This is a genomic window from Cellulosimicrobium cellulans (assembly GCF_042723955.1).
GTDB classification, from domain to species: Bacteria; Actinomycetota; Actinomycetes; order Actinomycetales; family Cellulomonadaceae; genus Cellulosimicrobium; species Cellulosimicrobium cellulans_H.
The window spans coordinates 23821-40868 of the sequence record NZ_JBHXIC010000036.1; the positions used below are offsets into that span (position 1 = coordinate 23821).

Below are 17048 nucleotides of genomic sequence, written 5' to 3' on the forward strand. Positions count from 1 at the left end.
GCGGGGGGGGGGGTGGGGGGCGCTGTGGGGTGGGGGGGGGGGTGGGGGTGGGTGTGGGGGGGGGCGGGGACGCGGTCCCGACGTCACCGTGCCTCCTCGGGCGCGCCCTCCGTCGGGCCGGCGTCCTGCGGGCCGACGACGGCGGAGTCCTCGCCGGCGCCCTCGCGGGTCCGACGGCGCGCGCCCACGTCCTCGAGGTCCGCCTCCGCGCGCGCGATCACCGGCGGTTGCGGGCTCCCCCGCACCACGACGCGGTCGTCCGTCCCGAGCTCGGGGAACTTGTCGTGCCCGTGCAGGTAGAGGACGACGGTGTTGAGGACCGCGGCGATCGGGACGGCGAACAGCGCGCCGACGATGCCCGCGGCGAAGCTGCCCGCCGCGACGACGAGCAGCACGGCGACCGGGTGCAGCGAGACCGCGTGCCCCATGAGGAAGGGCTGGAGGATGTGGCCCTCGATCTGCTGCACGAGCAGCACGATGCCGAGCATGATCAGGGCCTGGACCCAGCCCTGCGCGACGAGCACGACGAGCACGGCGATCGAGCCGGTGACGATGGCACCGACGATCGGGATGAACGACCCGACGAAGACGAGGATGCCCAGCGGCAGCGCGAGCGACGGGACGAAGAAGGCGGCACCGATCCCGATACCCACCGCGTCGACCGCGGCGACGAGGATCTGGGTGCGCGTGTACGCGGCGAGAGTGACGATGCCGCGGCGACCGGCCTGGTGGACGTTGTCGCGCGCGCGCAGCGGCAGCAGCCCGACGACCCACGACCAGATCGTGCGCCCGTCGAGCAGGAAGAAGAACGTGCAGAACAGCGCGATGAGGGCGCCGGCGACCACGTGGCCGATCGTCGTGGCCGCGCCCAGCGCGCCGGAGACGATCGAGTCCTGGTTCTCCGAGACCGCGGTCCCCGCCTGGTCGAGCCAGTGCGAGATCGTCGTCGAGTCGAGCCCGAGCGGACCGTCGGCGAGCCACGCGGTGAACTGCTCGAAGCCCTCGACCGCCTGGTCGCGCAGGTCCTGGAAGCCGCTGACGATCTGCTGCCCCGCGATGGCCACGAGCCCCGCGACGACGACGATGAGCGCGATGAGCGCCGCGCCGGACGCCAGGCCGCGCGACATGCGCAGGTGACGGCGGAAGAAGCGCTGGACCGGCGTGAGCAGCACCGTGAGCAGGAGCGCCACCGCGATGGGGACGACGATCACCTTGAGCTGCGTGACGAGCCACAGGGCTGCCGCGACCGTCAGGCCGATGAGCAGCAGCCGCCACGACCAGGCGGCGGCCGAGCGCACCGAGTCGGGCACCGCCGTCGCGCCGGGGCGCCCGGGCGGAAGCGGGTCGGGGGTGCTGTGCTGGTCCGTCTGCGCGCTCACAGCGCAACCCTAGGCGAGCGACCCTCCGCTCGCGGCGCTCAATACCCGCGCCGCGCCCGGTGTGCGCAGGATCTCCCCACCGCCCGGGCGGGGCGTGCCCGTGCTACCCCAGCGCCTGGGTGAGGTCCGCGACGAGGTCCTCGACGTCCTCGATGCCGACGGAGAGGCGGACGAGGTCGTCGGGCACCTCGAGCGCGGTCCCGGCGACGGAGCCGTGGGTCATGCGGCCCGGGTGCTCGATGAGCGACTCGACGCCGCCCAGGGACTCGGCGAGCGTGAAGACCTGGGTGCGGGCGCACACGTCGAGCGCCTTCGCCTCGCTGCCCGCGCGGAACGACACCATGCCGCCGAACCCGCTCATCTGGCGCGCCGCGAGCTCGTGCCCGGGGTGCGACGCGAGGCCGGGGTAGATCACCTCGGTGACCGCGGGGTGGGCGGCGAGGAAGTCGGCGACGGCCGCGGCGTTCGCCTGGTGGCGGTCCATGCGCACCGCGAGCGTCTTGAGGCCGCGCAGGGTGAGCCATGCGTCGAACGGCCCCGCGACGGCGCCCGAGGCGTTCTGGTGGAACCCGACCGCGCCGGCGACGTCGGTCCCGCCCACGGGCGACTCCAGCCCGCCCGGGAGCTGCGCGCCCGACGCCACGACGAGCGCTCCCCCGACGACGTCGCTGTGCCCCCCGACGTACTTGGTGGTCGAGTGCACGACGACGTCCGCGCCCAGCGCGAGCGGCTGCTGGAGGTACGGGGTCGCGAAGGTGTTGTCGACGACGAGCAGCGCCCCGGCGTCGTGCGCGACGCCCGCGAGCGCCGCGACGTCGGAGACCCCGAGCAGCGGGTTGGTCGGCGTCTCGACCCAGACGACGCGCGTCTCGGGGCGCACCGCGGCGCGGACCGCCTCGACGTCCGTGAGGTCGACGGGCGTGTGCTCCACGCCCCACGGCCCGAACACCCGGGCGATGAGGCGGTACGTGCCGCCGTAGGCGTCGTCGGGCACGATCACGTGGTCCCCGGGGCGCACGACGGCGCGCAGCAGCGTGTCCTCCGCGGCCAGGCCGGACGCGAAGGCGAACCCGCGCGCGGCGGGCGAGCCGTCCGCCGTCGGGCGCAGGCCGCCGGACTCCGCCGCCGCGAGCGCCTCCTCGAGCGCGGTGCGCGTCGGGTTCGCGGAGCGCGAGTACTCGTAGCCGCCGCGCAGCCCGCCGACGCCGTCCTGCTTGTACGTCGAGACCTGGTGGATCGGCGGCACGACGGCGCCGGTGGTCGCGTCCGGGTCCTGGCCCGCGTGGATCGCACGCGTGGAGAAGCCGGTGGTGGTCCAGTCGGGGTGCTCGCTCGAGATGGTCACCCGGCCAGCCTACGGCGCACCGCCTGCTCGGCCGCGGTGGCGACGGGCGTCGTCGCGCGGGACGGTGGGTGGGGCGACGCGCGTCGCCCGGCGCGGAGGGAGCACGCATGGAGATCGACCTCGGCGGGCGCAGGGCGCTCGTCACCGGCTCGGCGCAGGGCATCGGGCTCGCGATCGCGCGCACCCTCGCGGAGTGCGGGGCGGCGGTCGTCGTCAACGGTCGCTCGGAGGAGACCTCGCAGCGCGCGGCCGACGACGTGCGCGAGCACGTGCCCGGGGCGGACGTGCTCGGCGTGGCGGCGGACCTCGCGACCGACGACGGCACGGCGGCCGTGCTCGACGCCGTCCCGCACGTCGACGTCCTGGTGAACAACCTCGGGATCTTCTCGAGCGAGGACCCCCTTGCGATCGACGACGAGACCTGGCGCCGCTACTTCGAGGTGAACGTCCTCGCGGGGGTGCGGCTCACGCGCGCCTACCTGCCGGGGATGATCGAGCGCGGCTGGGGCCGGGTGCAGTTCGTCGGGAGCGACTCGGCGGTCGTGATCCCGGCCGAGATGATCCACTACGGCGTGAGCAAGACGGCGCTGCTCGGCGTCTCGCGCGGGTTCGCCAAGGCCGCGGCCGGCACGGGCGTCACGGTGAACAGCGTGCTCGCCGGCCCGACGCACACGGGCGGGGTCGAGGCGTTCGCCCGCGAGCTCGTCGGCGACGACCTGCCGTGGGACGAGGCGCAGCGCGTGTTCATGCGCGAGCACCGCCCGCAGTCGCTCCTCCAGCGGCTCATCGAGCCCGAGGAGATCGCGCACCTGGTCGCCTACCTCGCGTCGCCGCTGGCGTCGGCGACGACGGGTGCGGCGGTGCGCGTCGACGGCGGCTACATCGACTCGATCGTCCCGTGAGACGCTCGTGCGGCGCGTCCGTCCGGCTCGCGGCGGGCCGGCCCCGGCCCGGAACACCCGCCGCCCCCGCGGCGTTCTACCCCGTGCCAGACGATGCGTCGTGGGCCAGCGCCCCGGTCGTCCGGGTACTTCAGGAGGTAAGCGATGAACTCGATCTTCGACGCGATCTTCGGCTCGTCCGGCAAGACGACGATGATCGCCCCCGAGGACGCGCTGCCCGGGCGCCAGTCGCCCGTGCTGCAGACCCCGCGTCCCCACACCGTGCTCGGCACGTCCATCACCGGGCCGTGGCCCGAGGGCACGCGCGTGCTCTACCTCGCGATGGGCTGCTTCTGGGGCGCCGAGGAGATCTTCTGGCAGGTCCCCGGCGTGGTGAGCACCGCCGTCGGGTACATGGGCGGCACGACGCCGAACCCCACCTACGAGGAGGCGTGCACCGCGCGCACCGGCCACACCGAGACGGCGCTCGTCGCGTACGACCCCACGAAGGTCTCCGAGGAGGAGCTGCTCAAGATCTTCTGGGAGCGTCACGACCCGACGCAGGGCTACCGCCAGGGCAACGACGTCGGCACCCAGTACCGGTCCGCCGTGTACTGGACGACGCCGGAGCAGGAGCAGGCGGTCCGCGACACCGCGGCGCGCTACTCCGCGGTGCTCGAGGCCAAGGGCTACGACCCGGTGACGACCGAGATGCGCCCCGCGGCCGAGGCCGGCCCGTTCTACTACGCCGAGGACTACCACCAGCAGTACCTCGACAAGAACCCGAACGGCTACCGCTGCCACGCGACGACGGGCGTCCCGTTCCCGAGCGCCGCGTAGCTCGCACGAGTCACCCCCGAACGGCCCTCGATCCACCCGATCGAGGGCCGTTCGTCGTGGTGGCGGACCTGCTCGCTCGGACGCTCGGGCCGCCGTTGCTGTGGGTCCAGACCCGTTCGCGCACCGTGCCCCGCGGTGCGGGTCTCACGAGAGCGCGGGACCGCCGGGGCGTTCGCTCCCGCACGACTGGACGTCGTCCTGTCTCGCAGCAGGCCGACCGGATTATCCGTGCGGGCGAGAGGTGCGGAGTGCTAGAAAGCCGGGATGCCGTCTCAGCGCACCCTGCTTCCCCGTTCGGCGCCTGCCGCCTCGGGGATCTCGTCCCGTTCGATCTCCGCGCTGCTGGACAGGCTCGACGCGCGGTCGGGCGAGAGCCACTCCGTCATGGTCGTGCACCGCGGTCATGTCGTGGCCGAAGGATGGTGGGCGCCGTGCTCGGCCGACCGCCCGCACCTTCTCGACTCGCTGACCAAGTCGTTCACGTCGATGGCCGTGGGGATCGCGATCGGCGACGGGCTGCTCTCGCTGGACGACCGTGTGGTGGACGTGCTGCCCGACCGCGTCCCGGCCGACGTCTCGGAGCAGGGGCGCCGTATCACCGTCCACCACCTGCTGTGCATGACGTGCGGGCACGCCACCGACAGCCTCGCCGAGGCGTGGGAGCGTGAGCCCGACGACCTCGTGAAGGGCTTCCTGAGCCTGCCGTTCGCCGCGGCCGAGGGAACCCGGCACGTCTACGACAACTCGACGACCTACATCTTGGCCCGGATGGTGGAGCGGGTCACCGGCCGCGATCTTCCGGAGCTCCTCGACGAGCGCCTGTTCGCGCCGATGGGCATCGACCACGCCGAGTGGGACCGCGTGGCCAGCGGCGCCGTGTTCGGGTTCCACGGACTGCACCTGACGACCGAGGGCGTCGCCGCGTTCGGCGAGCTGCTGCGCTGCGGAGGCGTGTGGGGGGACCGGCAGCTCGTCCCGCGCAGCTGGGTGGAGCTGGCGACCGGTCGGCACGTCGGCAGCGAGTGGGTCCTCGAGGGATCGGACCAGGCGGACTTCTCCCACGGCTACGGCTATCAGTTCTGGAGGTCCCGTCACGGGTACCACGGCCACGGGTCCTACGCGCAGCAGTGCGTGGTCGTCCCGTATCACGATCTCGTCGTCGCCGTGACCGCCCAGGGGGAGTCCCAGGACGTGCTCGACGCCGTGTGGGAGTGCCTGCTGCCCGGCGTGGGTCACGCGGACGGCGTCGAGGACGACGCGATCCTCGCCGACCGGCTCCGGCGGCTGTCGCTGCGACCGGTGCCAGGCTCGGCTGCCCCGGGCCGTGCGGTCAGCGCGAGGGTGGACGCCTCGGCCGAGAGCTCGGCCGTGCCCGACGGGACGACGGTCACCGTCGACCCCGTCGACGGCGGATGGCTCGTGCGGCTCGGGTCGCTCCTCGACGTCGAGGTCGGCCACGGCGGCTGGCGGGAGAGCGCCCCGCTCGGCCGGCCGATCGTCGCGGCCGGCGCCTGGCAGGGCAGCACCTACCTCGCCGATCTCTACGTCATCACCAGCCCGCACCGCGTCCGGCTGACCGTCGACGCCGACGCGGGAACCGCGACGGCGAGGTGGAGCACCGTGCCCCTGACCGGCCCCAGCCTGGAGCTGCACGTGCGGGCGCCGCTGATGACACGACCCGACGTCGCGTAGGGACGGCGGTCCCGCTCGCCGAGTGCCGGTCATGGGCCCGCGAGCCGAGGCTCTTCCAGCGGGACGGCGTAGGAGCGGCAGGGCGCGCGATCGGACGCGGACCGTGCCTAGATGGAGACATGACGCTCTCGATCCCCACGCTCACGGCCCAGGACGGCATGACGATCCCCGCGATCGGCTTCGGCACGTACACGCTGGGCGGCGACGAGGGGGCGGACTCGATCGCCCGCGCGATCGACGCGGGCTACCGGCTGGTCGACTCCGCGTTCAGCTACGAGAACGAGGGCGCGGTCGGCGCGGCGGTGCGGCGCGCCGACGTCCCGCGCGACGACGTGATCGTCACGTCCAAGCTCCCCGGCCGCCACCAGGCCCACGACGCCGCCGCCCGCACCGTCGAGGAGTCGCTGTTCCGCACAGGCCTCGACCGCATCGACCTGTACCTGATCCACTGGCCGAACCCGCGCGTCGGGCGGTACGTCGAGGCGTACGAGGCGCTCGTGGAGTGCCGCGAGCGCGGGCTGATCCGTCACGTGGGCGTGTCGAACTTCCTGCCCGAGCACCTCGACGCGGTGATCGCCGCGACGGGCGTGACCCCGGTCGTGAACCAGGTCGAGCTGCACCCGTACTTCCCGCAGGCCGCGCAGCGGGCCGCCGACGCCGAGCGCGGGATCGTCACCGAGGCGTGGAGCCCGATCGGCCGCGCGAGCGACCTCCTGCGCGACCCCGCCGTCACGGCGGTGGCTGCCGCGCACGGGGTCTCCCCCGTCCAGGCGATCCTGCGCTGGCACGTGCAGCTCGGCGTCGTGCCGCTGCCCAAGGCGTCGTCGCCCGAGCGTCAGCGCGAGAACCTCGACGTCTTCTCGTTCGAGCTCACGACCCACGAGATGAACGTCCTCACGGGGCTCGCCCGGCCCGACGGGCGCACCAACGACCAGGACCCCGCGGTGTACGAGGAGCCCTGACGGGCTCAGGCCCGCATCCCGAGCATCACGCGCGTGACGCGCGTGCGCCGCACCAGCAGGTCGTACACCGCGAGCAGCGCGCCGAGCGACGCCACGACGATCACCGCGTACTTCGCCGCGGCGGGAAGGCCCCACCCCACGACCGGGTACGCGACCGCGACCACGACCGGCTGGTGCAGCACGTACAGCGGCAGCACCGCCGCACCGAGGTAGGCCCGGGCCCGACGCCGCCACGGACGGACCGCGACGGCGGTTCCCCGGGCGGTGCTCGTCGCACCCAGGGCCACCGCGGCCGCAGGAGCGGCGGCCGCCGTGCGCCGGCGCGCGCCCCACCGGTCCAGGAGCCCGAGCAGCGCGACCACCCAGCACCACCCCGCGACGCCGTAGAGGCACCGGAACGCGACCGCACCGGCCTCGCGACCCGTGAACGCCTCGACCTCGCCGGCAGGTCCGAGGAACAGCACCATGCCCACCGCGAACACGACCAGTCCGACCAGCCCGGCGAGGGCCGCATCCCGGCGCACCGCCGACCGGAACCGCGCGTCGGACGCCAGCACGAAGCCGCCGAGGAAGAACGGCAGGTACCCCCAGCGGCTCCACGCGGCGAACCCCTCCTCGAGCTCGTGCGCCGCGCACACGACGCCGACGACCACCGCCGGCGCGAGCACCGCGCCCCGCGCCCCCACCGCCCGGGCGAGCCGCCCGCGCGCCCGGCGCGCGACGTCGTCGGGCACGAGGCGCACGAGCGCGGCGAGCACGAGCGCCCAGGTGAGCAGCAGCACGAGGAACCACAGGTGCCCCGTCTCGAAGTGCTCGCCGTCGAGCACGAACGGGACGTCCCCGGGCTGGAACCGCACGTCGAAGAACCGCGGCCAGAACGCGAGGTACGAGCCGGTCCACGTGCCCTCGGCGCGGGCTCGCAGGAACTGCGGGAGGGGCAGGAGCAGGACGAGGGCGACGAGCAGCGGGACGCCGATGCGGAGCAGCCGCTCCCGGACGAACCCGCCGGGTCCACGCGACCGGACCGAGTGCCACGCGCCGATCCCCGCGATCGCGAACAGCAGCGGCATCGCGCACACCACGACGGGCGCGACGACGAACGTCGTCAGCCCGGTCGTCTCGGCGTTCTTCACGTAGAAGTCGTCGCGCGCGTCGAACACGAGCGCGGCGTGGAACAGCACGAGCCCCACGACGACGAGGGCGCGCACCGCGTCGAGCTCGCCGCGCCGGTCCGGCTGCCGCTCGGGCCCTCGCTCCACGCCTCGCATCATGGCACCGTGGGCGGGTGACGTCACCGGCCCTCGCTCCCCTGCCCGGCGCCGCCCGACCGCCCTGGGCGGTCGGCTCGCCGCTGCGGCTGCTCGCCGCGGTGCTCGTCTCCGGCGCTGCCGTGCTGCTCTTCGCGGTGCACGTGCGCCCGCTCGGGTACGTGCCGCTCGTGCTCGGCGTGGCGCTGGGGCTCGCCGTGGACCGCCGCCTCGGGCGCGACCTCGCGCTGGTCGGGACGGGCATGACGATCATCTCGACGATCTCGCTCGAGGCGGACCTGTCGGACGCGGGGATGGTGCGCTTCGCCGTCGTGCTGTCGCTCGCGGTGCTCGTGCCGTGGGCGCTGTCGCGGTTCGCCTTCCGCGAGGACGTCATCCGGTTCCCCGTCGCCACCGGGCGGCGCTGGACCCGGGGACAGGTCGTGTACCTCGTCGTGGTCGTCGTCGCGGGGTACCTGATCCTGCCGTTCTACTTCATCGGGTCGGGCGCGTACCTCAACTGGCCGGAGATCACGGGCGGGCAGGAGATCGCGCGGCTGTTCGTGGGCGTCAACGCGGTGGGGATCTGGGACGAGCTGTTCTTCGTGTGCGTCGTGTTCGCGCTGTACCGCGAGCACTTCGGCCTGTGGACGGCGAACCTCCTGCAGGCGGCGGTCTTCGTGTCCTTCCTGTGGGAGCTCGGGTACCGCGAGTGGGGACCGCTCCTCACCGTCCCGTTCGCCCTGGTCCAGGGCTGGATCTTCTCGTGGAGCAAGTCGCTCACGTACGTCGTCGCGGTGCACCTGCTGTTCGACGTCGTGGTGTTCGCGGTGCTCGTGCACGCCCACCACCCGGAGCTGTTCGACGTCTTCGTCACCGTGCCGCGCTGACCGTGCCGCGCTGACCGCACCCGGGGCCCGTGCCGGTACGGTGCCCGCATGACCGGACGAAGAACCGGCCCCCGCCCCGGCCTCGTTCCCCTCGTGATCGCGGGCTCGTGCCTGCTGGGCGTGCTGTGGCTGTGGGTGCTCCCGGGCTTCCGGGTCCAGGCCGCGACGCCGTTCGGCGAGACGGCGCGCGTCGAGCTCACCGCGGGCGACCACACCGTCTACGCCGACACGGGCGCCGCCTGGAGCGAGGTCCGGTGCGAGGGCACGGGACCGGACGGCGAGGACGTCGGGCTCCGCGTCTCGATGTCGCAGCAGGACCTCGGCGTGCCCCGGCACTGGCGCGCGCAGTCCTCGTTCGCGAGCGACGCGGGCACCGTGACCCTCACGTGCCGGTCGGAGGGCGCGACGGCGGTCGGCACGTTCGCCGTCGGGCCGTCGGTCGACCTGCCGCAGGCCGCGTTCGGCACCGTGCTGCTCGCCGCGGCGGTGATCCTGGGGATCGTGGGGATCGCCCGCGCCCGACGCCGCCCCTGAGGCTCGTCAGGCGGGCCGCGCCAGCAGGACGCGGCGGACGCCGTCCACGCGGCACGCCGCGGTGACCGCAGCCGTCGCCGGCCCGGCGAGGACCGTCACCGCCGCGACGACCACGGCGACGCCGACGGCCGCGCCCGCGACGACGTCGTGCGGGAAGTGCACGCCCTCGACGACCCGCGCCGTGGCGACCGCGACGGCGAGCGCCACGGGCAGCACGACCCACACCGCGACCTGGCGCAGCGGCGAGCGGTAGGCGTGCCGCGCGGGCACCGCCCCGGGGACGCGCACGGCGGGCGCACCGGCCAGGACGACCGCCGTCGCGAGGGCGAACGCGATGGCCGTGTGGTTGCTGGGGAACGACCAGTCCCCGGCGGCGGGGCAGTGCGCGACCTCGACGAGCTCCCAGCACCCTCGCGGCTGGCGGACCAGGGACTTCACGGCCTCGCTCGCCGCGTAGGCCGCGACGGCGCCCACCCCCGCGACGAGCGTCGTCGCGACGGCGGACGCGCCCGCGCGCCGCGACCGCCACGCGACGACCGCGCACAGCCCGAGGAGCACGAGCACCCCGCCCTCCGCGACGAGCCCGGACCCCGGGAGCTCGGCGGTCCGCGCCGTGACCGCGAGGTAGAGCGCCTCGCTCGGGCCGCGCAGGAGCCGCGCGGCCAGCACGACCAGGGCCGCTCCGACCAGCCACGACACCGCGACGAGGACCTGGCCGGCGACCCGCGACGACGCGTCGACCGGCGGCTCCGGCAGCGCGTGCGGGCGCGCGGTCGGGCGGGTCGCGGCAGGGGTGTCGGGGCGGTCGAGCAGGGTCGCGGCACGGGACGAATCGGGCGGAGTCATCGCACGAGGGTAAGCCGGGTGAACGGCAGGTGAACATCCGCCCCACGGGGGATGTCCGCCGTCGAGCCTCCCCCCGGGGCCGGACACCCCGAGCCCGGCACGCTGGGCGGAGCACCCGGGGTGGGCCTACCGCGCGTCGGGGGTGTCGTCGGCGGGGACGTAGAAGGCCGTCGTGGCGGCGACGCGTGCCGCGACCTCGTCCGCGCCCAGCCCGTCCGCCTCCGCGAGCGCCGCTCCCCAGGCCTCGCTGCTCGCGACGTTGAACGCGCGCAGCCCGGGGCTCGCGAGGACCTCCTCGGGGTCGAGCGGCCCGGCGCCGTCGAGGTGCAGCCCGAGGCCCAGCAGCGCACCGTCCCAGCCGACGCCGACGGCGCCCGGGCCGTACACGTCCCACATCTCCGGCGGGACGACGGCGGTGTGCTCGAGCGTGAGGGTCGTGCCGCCGTCGGGCGCGGGCGCGAGGCGGAGCTCGACGACGGACGAGTCCTCCGGCGTCGGCGGGCCCATGACCCAGGTGAGCCGGAGGAGGATCGGCGCGTCGCACGCGCGGATCTCACCGCCCGCGTTGCCCTCGACCTGGTAGGTGCCGCCGACCCGGAAGTCGCCCGTGACCGGCAGGAACCAGCGCGGGATGCGCTCGGGGTCGGTGACGGCGTCCCACACGTCCTCGACGTCGGCAGGGTAGGTCCGCTCGATCGTGAGGACGCGGGCCTCGCCCGCGGGGAGCGCCCCCGTCCCGACGGAGCGTCGCGCGGCCTCGAGCTCGGCGATGAAGTCCTTCATGCTGTCCTCCAGGTGGTGTCGGTCGGGCGTCCGGCGTCCTCGTCGGCGGCCGCGGCACGGCGCCGCTCGCGCGCACCGCGCGCGAGCTCGGTGCCGAGCGCGTCGAGCCGCTGCTCCCAGAACCGCCGCAGGCCGGCGGCCCAGTCCTCGACCTCGTCGAGCGCCGCGGGGTCGAGCGCGTAGAGGCGCCGGGTCCCCTCGGGCCGCACGGTCGCGAAGCCGCTCGTCCGCAGCACCTTGAGGTGCTGGGAAACGGCCGGCTGGCTGATCCCGAACTCCTCGCCCACGAGCGCGGCGAGCTCCCCCGCCGGTCGCTCGCCCCGGGCGAGGTGCTCGAGGATCCGGCGCCGCACCGGGTCGCCGAGGACGTCGAACGCTTCCATGACCCCCATGCTTCATTGCTGGCTTATATAAGTCAAGCCCTATTGAGAGACCTCGCCATGACGCGCTGCGGGCCGGCGCTCCCGCCGAGGTAGGCGCCGCGGTCGGTCAGGCCGGCACGCGCGTAGGCACGGCGGCCCGCGGCGTTGCGGTCGTTGACCGTGAGGACCAGCGCGGCGTACGGGGCAGCCCGACGGCGGACGCGCGCCAGGTCCGCGACCGCTCCCGGGAGCACCGACGTCACGCGCGTGCCGACCCCCGCGCCCTGCGACGCGACGTCGACGAGGAAGCCGCGGAAGAGCACCACGTCGTCCGAGTCGACTCCGCCGAGCAGCGCCACGACCTCTGCGGGCGCGCCGCCCGGGTGCAGGACGCCGAGCGCGACGACGTCCCCCGACACCCCGCGCGCGACCAGGAGGTGCCGGTCAGGGTCGGCACGGGCCGCACCCACCACGTCCGTGGCGGGCGGGACGAACGCGTCCTGGCCGGGGCCGAGCCGCAGCGCGAGAGCCGCCGCGAGGAGGTCGTCGCGCTCGTCGCCGGGCACGGCGTCGAGCAGCACGAGCTCGAGCGAGCCGTCACCGCCGGACCCCGGCGGCTGCGGGTCCGTCGTCGCGCGGGCACCGGGCCCGGCCGTCACCGCCGCTTCCCGCCGCGCCCGCGGGAGCCCCGGCCCTTCGGGACGCCGCCGCGCCCCTGCTTCGCTCCGCCGGAGCGCCCACCGGCCGCTCCCCCACGCCCGGACCCGCCGCGTCCACCCTGCCCCTCGGTGCCGCCGCGCCCGCTCTGCGCGCGAGGAGTCGCGGGCGCCTCGGGCGCGCTCCCGGCGCGCCGGCCGCGCGAGCTGTTGACCGTGCGCCCGCGCACGATCCCGACCATCTCCTCGACCAGCTCGTCGTCCCGGTCCGCGACCCACGCGAGCGCGACCGGGGCGGTCGGCGCGTCGTCGAGGCGCCGGTACGTCACGTCCTTGCGGTGGTGCAGGCGTGCGAGCGACTGCGGCACGACCGCCACCCCGACGTTCGCCGCGACGAGCACGACCGCGTCGCCCGTCGTCGCCGGGCGCTCGACGGCCGGCCGGCCCGGGGGCGCCGGCGCGTCGTCCGTCGCGCCGGGCTCGCCCGCCCACGGCACGACGTCGTCGAGCGGCCGCAGCAGCACGTCGTCGGCCAGGTCGGCGAGCGCGACCGGCTCCTCGGGCTCGAGCGCCGCGAGCAGGTGGTCGCGCGAGACGAGCACGACCGGCGCCTCCTCGTAGAGCCGGATCGCGCTGAGCACGTCGCGGTCGACCGGCAGGCGGAGGATCGCGGCGTCCGCCTCGTCGTCCCGCAGCGCGCGCTCGGCGTCGCCCGCCTCGACGGCCACGAGGTCGAGCGGCACGTCGGCGAGGCGCTCGCGCCACGTGCGCACCCACTTCGCCGGCGTCGCGCCCGGCACGTACGCGAGCCGGAACCGCCGCACCCCGCCGCCGTCGTCGGAGGTCGCGCCGTTCGTCACCTCGGGGGCCGTGCCCGCGTCGTCGTCCACCCGACCAGCCTAGGCGCGCCGCCGGAGGCCGACCGGCCGACTACCCTGGAGCCCATGACCCCCAAGCAGTCCGCGCAGACCATGAAGCCCGCCACCGCGGCGAAGAAGCTCGGGGTGTACCTGCCCGCCACGCCGCCGGAGTTCCAGGAGGGCACGATCACGCGGGCCCAGCTCGAGGAGCTCGAGAAGAACCCGCCGGAGTGGCTCGCGGACCTGCGCCGCAACGGCCCCCACCCGCGCCCCGTCGTCGCGGGACGCCTGGGCGTCTCCATCTCCGGCCTCACGCGCGGCGGCCTCACGGAGCCGCTGACGACGGAGGAGATCGACGCGCTGCGCCAGGACCCGCCCGCATGGCTCGAGACCGAGCGCGAGGTGCAGAAGAAGGTCCGCGCCGAGGAGGAGCGGCTCGCCGCCGCCCGCGCCAAGAAGGGCTGAGCCTCAGCCCTCCGACGCCCCCGCGTCGTCGGCCGCCGACCGGGCGGCGGCCCGGTCGGTGTGGCCCAGCGACAGGTCCGGCGCGACGGCGTCGCGCACGCGCCGCTTGAGGTCGGGGATCTCGGGGAACCCGCCGTCGGCCTTGCGGTCCCACAGGAGCACGGGTCCGTCGCCGGCGTCGAGCGTGACACGGAAGACACCGTCCGTCCCGGGCACCAGCGCGACCTCGCCGAGGCGCGTGCGGAACGTCTGCAGGAGCTCCTGGGCGACCCACGCCGCACGCAGGAGCCAGCGGCACTGCGTGCAGTACTCGACCGCGACGCGCGCAGTCCCCTGCGGGACGACGGGGGTGGGCGCGGTGGGCGCCTCGGCGACCACGGTGGTCTCGGGCCCCGCAGGCCGGTCATCGTGCGGCATGGCGCCCAGCCTACGGTCGGAGGTCGTCACGCCCGACCGGGTGGCGAGCCGGCGCGCGACCCGCCCGGGCTCGGCTCACGTCCCGCGCTCGGCCGGGACCCGACCGCTCGCCGCGGCCGCCTCGAGCGCCGCGAAGTCCTGCTCCACGACGTCCGCGTACGCGCGCGACCAGCGCGCGATCGACTCGTCGAAGACGTCGGAGCGCCCGAGGTAGCCGTGGGCGACCCGCGCAGCGGGCGACTGGCTGTGCGCCCGGGCGAGCACCCGCCCGCAGAGCTCGCCATAGCGCACGAACTGCGCGGCGGCGAGCCGGTCGAGCTCGACCGAGCCCTTCATGTCGCGGAACTGCCGGAAGAAGAAGTCCACGCGCGGACGGCCGGTGCGTTCCGGCACCTCGATGGTGATCCACCCCAGGAACGGGTCCGAGTGGGCCTGCAGGATGCGCTGGGCCGTCACGACACGACGCCCCTGCGCAGGGAGCGCCCCGGCCGGCACGAGCCCCGAGGGCAGGGCGTCGGGCATCCCGCCGTACCGGGAGAGGACGGACGTCTCGGCCTCCTTGGCCTGCAGGACCAGCGGCTCGCCCTCGGGGCCCTCGAACAGCAGGATGTAGCACCGGGTCCCGACGCTGCCGACGCCGACGACCCGCAGCACGAAGTCGACGAGCTCGAACTGGCCGAGGAGGAGCCGGACGTCGGCCCGCAGGGGGTCGCGGTACTGCTGGAAGAGCTCCGTCAGCTCCTCGATCGTGACGCGGTCGACGTGCTGGGTCACGGGCGGCTGGTCGACGATCCGCGGGCGGCCGTCGGTGGTGCGCGTCGTGATCTTCTGCACCACCTGCTCCGAGGTGCGCTTGCGCGCCTTCTTGACCGTGCGGCGCAGCTCCTCGCGCCCCTCCTTGCGCAGCAGCGGCTCGATCGCGTCCGTCTCGACCTGGTACGCGAACCGCTCGAGGGCGCTGCGCGCGAACAGGTCGGCGAGCGCCTCCCGGTACCCGCGCACGGCCCTCGCCGCGGCCTCGCCGCAATCGGCCTCGGACATCCCCTTGTCCCGGCCACCGACGTACATGCTCGCCGCGAGCCGCTTGACGTCCCACTCCCACGGTGCGTCGCTCGCCTCGTCGAAGTCGTTGAGGTCGAACACCAGCCGCCGCTCGGGCGACGCGAAGAGGCCGAAGTTCGACACGTGCGCGTCGCCGCACGCCACGACGTGGGCGCCGGTGCGCGGTCCGTCGCGCAGGTCGTGGGCCATCGTGGCCGCCGTGCCGCGGTAGAACGCGAACGGCGACTCGAGCATCCGCCCGATCCGTAGCGGGACGAGGTCCTGGAGCCGGTCGCGGTTCTGCTCCTCGATGACGGCGACCGGGTCGCGCTCCGGGAGCAGCAGCGCCCCCTGGGTGCGGCGCGGCACCCGGTCGCGCAGGGCGCGCCCCGCCGCGCGGGACTCGGCCAGGGTTCGCGGGACGTCCACGGGTGCCTCCTCGCTGTCCGGGAACCGCACAGTAGCGCTCGCGGCGGCGCGCGGCGCGGCGACGCCGGGTGAGGTTCGGTGGAGCGACGGCGCGGCGCGACCGTGCGGGGAGCGGAGTGCCGTCGGGGAGACTGGACCGGTGACGACCTCCCCGCCCGACCTCGCCGCGCTGCTCGCGCGCCTGCGCACGGACGACACCGGCCCGCACCGCGAGGACGCCCCGGTCGCCGTGGACCCCGTCGACCGGCTGCTGCTCGACCTCCTGCTCGACGAGGCGGCGCCGTGGCTCGCGGGTGCCGGGCCGGAGGCCGTGGCGGTCGTCGACGACCGGTACGGGGCCCTCACGCTCGGCGCCGCGCTGCTCACCGCCACGGCGTCGACCGAGGACGGGCTGGCATCGGGAGACAGGCGTCCTGCGAGGGTGCGCGTCCACCAGGACGCGTGCACGGCGGAGGCCGCGCTCGACGCGAACGCGGCTGCGCTCGGGCTGGCCGGCGCGTACGCGCGCCACGGCCTCGGGGCCGGGCTGCTCGCAGGTGCCCGCGTGGTGCTGCTGCGCCTGCCCCGCAGCCTCGCGGCGCTGCGCGACGTCGCGGAGCACGTCGCGCGCGAGGCCGACCCGGGCGTCGTGCTGCTCGCGGGCGGACGCGTCAAGCACATGACCCGCGCCATGAACGACGTCCTCGGCGAGTCGTTCGCGGACGTGCGCGCGAGCCTCGCGCGCGGCAAGTCCCGCGTGCTCGTCGCGTCGTCGCCGCGCCCCGCGCACGGAGGGTTCACCTACCCCGTGACGGCCGCCCTGCCCGACGTCGGCCTGCGGGTCGCGGCGTTCGGGGCGGCCTTCGCGGGGGCGGGCCTCGACCTCGGGACGCGGTTCCTGCTCGACCAGCTCGGCGCCACGGGCTCGGGCGGGCCAGCACCGGGCGGGACGGGCCCGGGGCCGCGCGACGTCGTCGACCTCGGCTGCGGGACGGGGCTGCTCGCCACGTGGGCGGCCCGGCGGTGGCCGGAGGCGCACGTCGTCGCGGCGGACCGCTCGGACGCGGCGGTGCGCTCGGCCGCGCTCACGGCGCGGGAGAACGGGGTCGGCGCCCGGGTGCGCACCGTGCGCGACGACGCCGGCGCGACGCTGGCCGACGCGAGCGCCGACGTCGTGCTGCTCAACCCGCCGTTCCACGACGGCGCGGCCCTGCGCACCGACGCGGCGCACCGCATGTTCACGACGGCGGGGCGGGTCCTGCGGCTGGGCGGCGAGCTGTGGTGCGTGTGGAACTCGCACCTGCGCTACCGGCCGGCGCTGGAGCGTGCGGTCGGGCCGACGACCCAGGTCGCGCGCGGCCCCCGGTTCACCGTCACCCGCTCCACGCGCCGCTGAGTGCTGGGTGTTGGGTGGGGGGGGGGGTGCCGGCGCCCCGCACA

At 75.4% G+C, this 17048-nt stretch carries 18 protein-coding genes; 8 read left to right on the forward strand and 10 right to left on the reverse strand.

Annotated elements, in window-relative coordinates; translation table 11 throughout:
• Nucleotides 1-83 precede the first annotated feature (83 nt).
• Nucleotides 84-1379 carry an AI-2E family transporter gene (locus tag ACFWH7_RS11630; protein WP_378216664.1) on the reverse strand — a complete coding sequence of 432 codons (1296 nt, stop codon included), beginning with the start codon at nt 1377-1379 and terminating at the stop codon, nt 84-86.
• A gap of 103 nt (nt 1380-1482) precedes the next feature.
• Nucleotides 1483-2718: a cystathionine gamma-synthase gene (locus ACFWH7_RS11635; RefSeq protein ID WP_378216682.1), complete on the reverse strand. Its 1236-nt coding sequence runs from the start codon at nt 2716-2718 to the stop codon at nt 1483-1485.
• 113 nt (nt 2719-2831) lie between these two features.
• Here ACFWH7_RS11635 and ACFWH7_RS11640 point away from each other — a divergent pair, with 113 nt between their 5' ends.
• The 4 genes from ACFWH7_RS11640 (at nt 2832) to ACFWH7_RS11655 (ending at nt 7099) form a co-directional block, all read left to right on the forward strand.
• On the forward strand, nt 2832-3626 hold the full coding sequence (locus ACFWH7_RS11640; RefSeq protein WP_378216665.1) for an SDR family NAD(P)-dependent oxidoreductase: 795 nt from the start codon (nt 2832-2834) through the stop codon (nt 3624-3626).
• A 144-nt stretch (nt 3627-3770) separates the two neighbouring features.
• On the forward strand, nt 3771-4445 hold the full coding sequence (msrA, locus tag ACFWH7_RS11645) for a peptide-methionine (S)-S-oxide reductase MsrA (protein ID WP_047232060.1): 675 nt from the start codon (nt 3771-3773) through the stop codon (nt 4443-4445).
• A 264-nt stretch (nt 4446-4709) separates the two neighbouring features.
• Entirely contained in the window at nt 4710-6137 is a 1428-nt protein-coding gene (locus tag ACFWH7_RS11650; RefSeq protein WP_378216666.1) for a serine hydrolase domain-containing protein, read from the forward strand.
• Nucleotides 6138-6256: 119 nt separating this feature from the next.
• The gene (locus tag ACFWH7_RS11655; protein WP_378216667.1) at nt 6257-7099 is read left to right on the forward strand and encodes an aldo/keto reductase; all 843 of its coding nucleotides are present in this window, start codon (nt 6257-6259) and stop codon (nt 7097-7099) included.
• Between the two features lie 5 nt (nt 7100-7104).
• Here the strand turns inward: ACFWH7_RS11655 and ACFWH7_RS11660 are convergent, their stop codons facing one another.
• Nucleotides 7105-8358, reverse strand: coding sequence for an acyltransferase family protein (locus tag ACFWH7_RS11660; protein ID WP_378216668.1), 1254 nt, complete (start codon nt 8356-8358; stop codon nt 7105-7107).
• Nucleotides 8359-8408: 50 nt separating this feature from the next.
• On the opposite strand from ACFWH7_RS11660, the gene ACFWH7_RS11665 reads away from it, so the two are divergent.
• Both ACFWH7_RS11665 and ACFWH7_RS11670 read left to right on the forward strand, forming a co-directional pair.
• Entirely contained in the window at nt 8409-9236 is an 828-nt protein-coding gene (locus tag ACFWH7_RS11665) for a CPBP family glutamic-type intramembrane protease (protein ID WP_378216683.1), read from the forward strand.
• A gap of 48 nt (nt 9237-9284) precedes the next feature.
• Nucleotides 9285-9770, forward strand: a complete 486-nt coding sequence (locus tag ACFWH7_RS11670) for a hypothetical protein (protein ID WP_378216669.1) — start codon at nt 9285-9287, stop codon at nt 9768-9770.
• A gap of 6 nt (nt 9771-9776) precedes the next feature.
• Here the strand turns inward: ACFWH7_RS11670 and ACFWH7_RS11675 are convergent, their stop codons facing one another.
• From ACFWH7_RS11675 to ACFWH7_RS11695, 5 genes are all read right to left on the reverse strand, one after another.
• Nucleotides 9777-10616, reverse strand: a complete 840-nt coding sequence (locus ACFWH7_RS11675) for a phosphatase PAP2 family protein (protein ID WP_378216670.1) — start codon at nt 10614-10616, stop codon at nt 9777-9779.
• Between the two features lie 126 nt (nt 10617-10742).
• Complete coding sequence (locus ACFWH7_RS11680; protein ID WP_378216671.1) at nt 10743-11399, reverse strand: SRPBCC family protein; 657 nt, start codon at nt 11397-11399, stop codon at nt 10743-10745.
• Nucleotides 11396-11782 (reverse strand): ArsR/SmtB family transcription factor, encoded by a 387-nt coding sequence (locus tag ACFWH7_RS11685; protein WP_378216672.1) that lies wholly within the window; start codon nt 11780-11782, stop codon nt 11396-11398. The genes ACFWH7_RS11680 and ACFWH7_RS11685 overlap by 4 nt, the downstream gene beginning before the upstream one ends.
• 32 nt (nt 11783-11814) lie before the next feature.
• A complete protein-coding gene (locus ACFWH7_RS11690; protein WP_378216673.1) occupies nt 11815-12420 on the reverse strand; it encodes a hypothetical protein in 606 nt (201 codons plus the stop codon).
• Nucleotides 12417-13307 (reverse strand): LysR substrate-binding domain-containing protein, encoded by an 891-nt coding sequence (locus ACFWH7_RS11695; RefSeq protein WP_378216675.1) that lies wholly within the window; start codon nt 13305-13307, stop codon nt 12417-12419. The genes ACFWH7_RS11690 and ACFWH7_RS11695 overlap by 4 nt, the downstream gene beginning before the upstream one ends.
• A 54-nt stretch (nt 13308-13361) precedes the next feature.
• Here ACFWH7_RS11695 and ACFWH7_RS11700 point away from each other — a divergent pair, with 54 nt between their 5' ends.
• Entirely contained in the window at nt 13362-13742 is a 381-nt protein-coding gene (locus ACFWH7_RS11700; protein WP_378216676.1) for a DUF5997 family protein, read from the forward strand.
• Between the two features lie 3 nt (nt 13743-13745).
• On the opposite strand, the gene ACFWH7_RS11705 is transcribed toward ACFWH7_RS11700, so the two are convergent.
• Both ACFWH7_RS11705 and ACFWH7_RS11710 read right to left on the reverse strand, forming a co-directional pair.
• Nucleotides 13746-14159 carry an Rdx family protein gene (locus tag ACFWH7_RS11705; RefSeq protein ID WP_378216677.1) on the reverse strand — a complete coding sequence of 138 codons (414 nt, stop codon included), beginning with the start codon at nt 14157-14159 and terminating at the stop codon, nt 13746-13748.
• A 75-nt stretch (nt 14160-14234) separates the two neighbouring features.
• Nucleotides 14235-15629 carry a DUF2252 domain-containing protein gene (locus ACFWH7_RS11710; RefSeq protein WP_378216678.1) on the reverse strand — a complete coding sequence of 465 codons (1395 nt, stop codon included), beginning with the start codon at nt 15627-15629 and terminating at the stop codon, nt 14235-14237.
• Nucleotides 15630-15768: 139 nt separating this feature from the next.
• On the opposite strand from ACFWH7_RS11710, the gene ACFWH7_RS11715 reads away from it, so the two are divergent.
• Nucleotides 15769-17004 (forward strand): class I SAM-dependent methyltransferase, encoded by a 1236-nt coding sequence (locus ACFWH7_RS11715; protein WP_378216679.1) that lies wholly within the window; start codon nt 15769-15771, stop codon nt 17002-17004.
• Nucleotides 17005-17048: the final 44 nt, after the last annotated feature.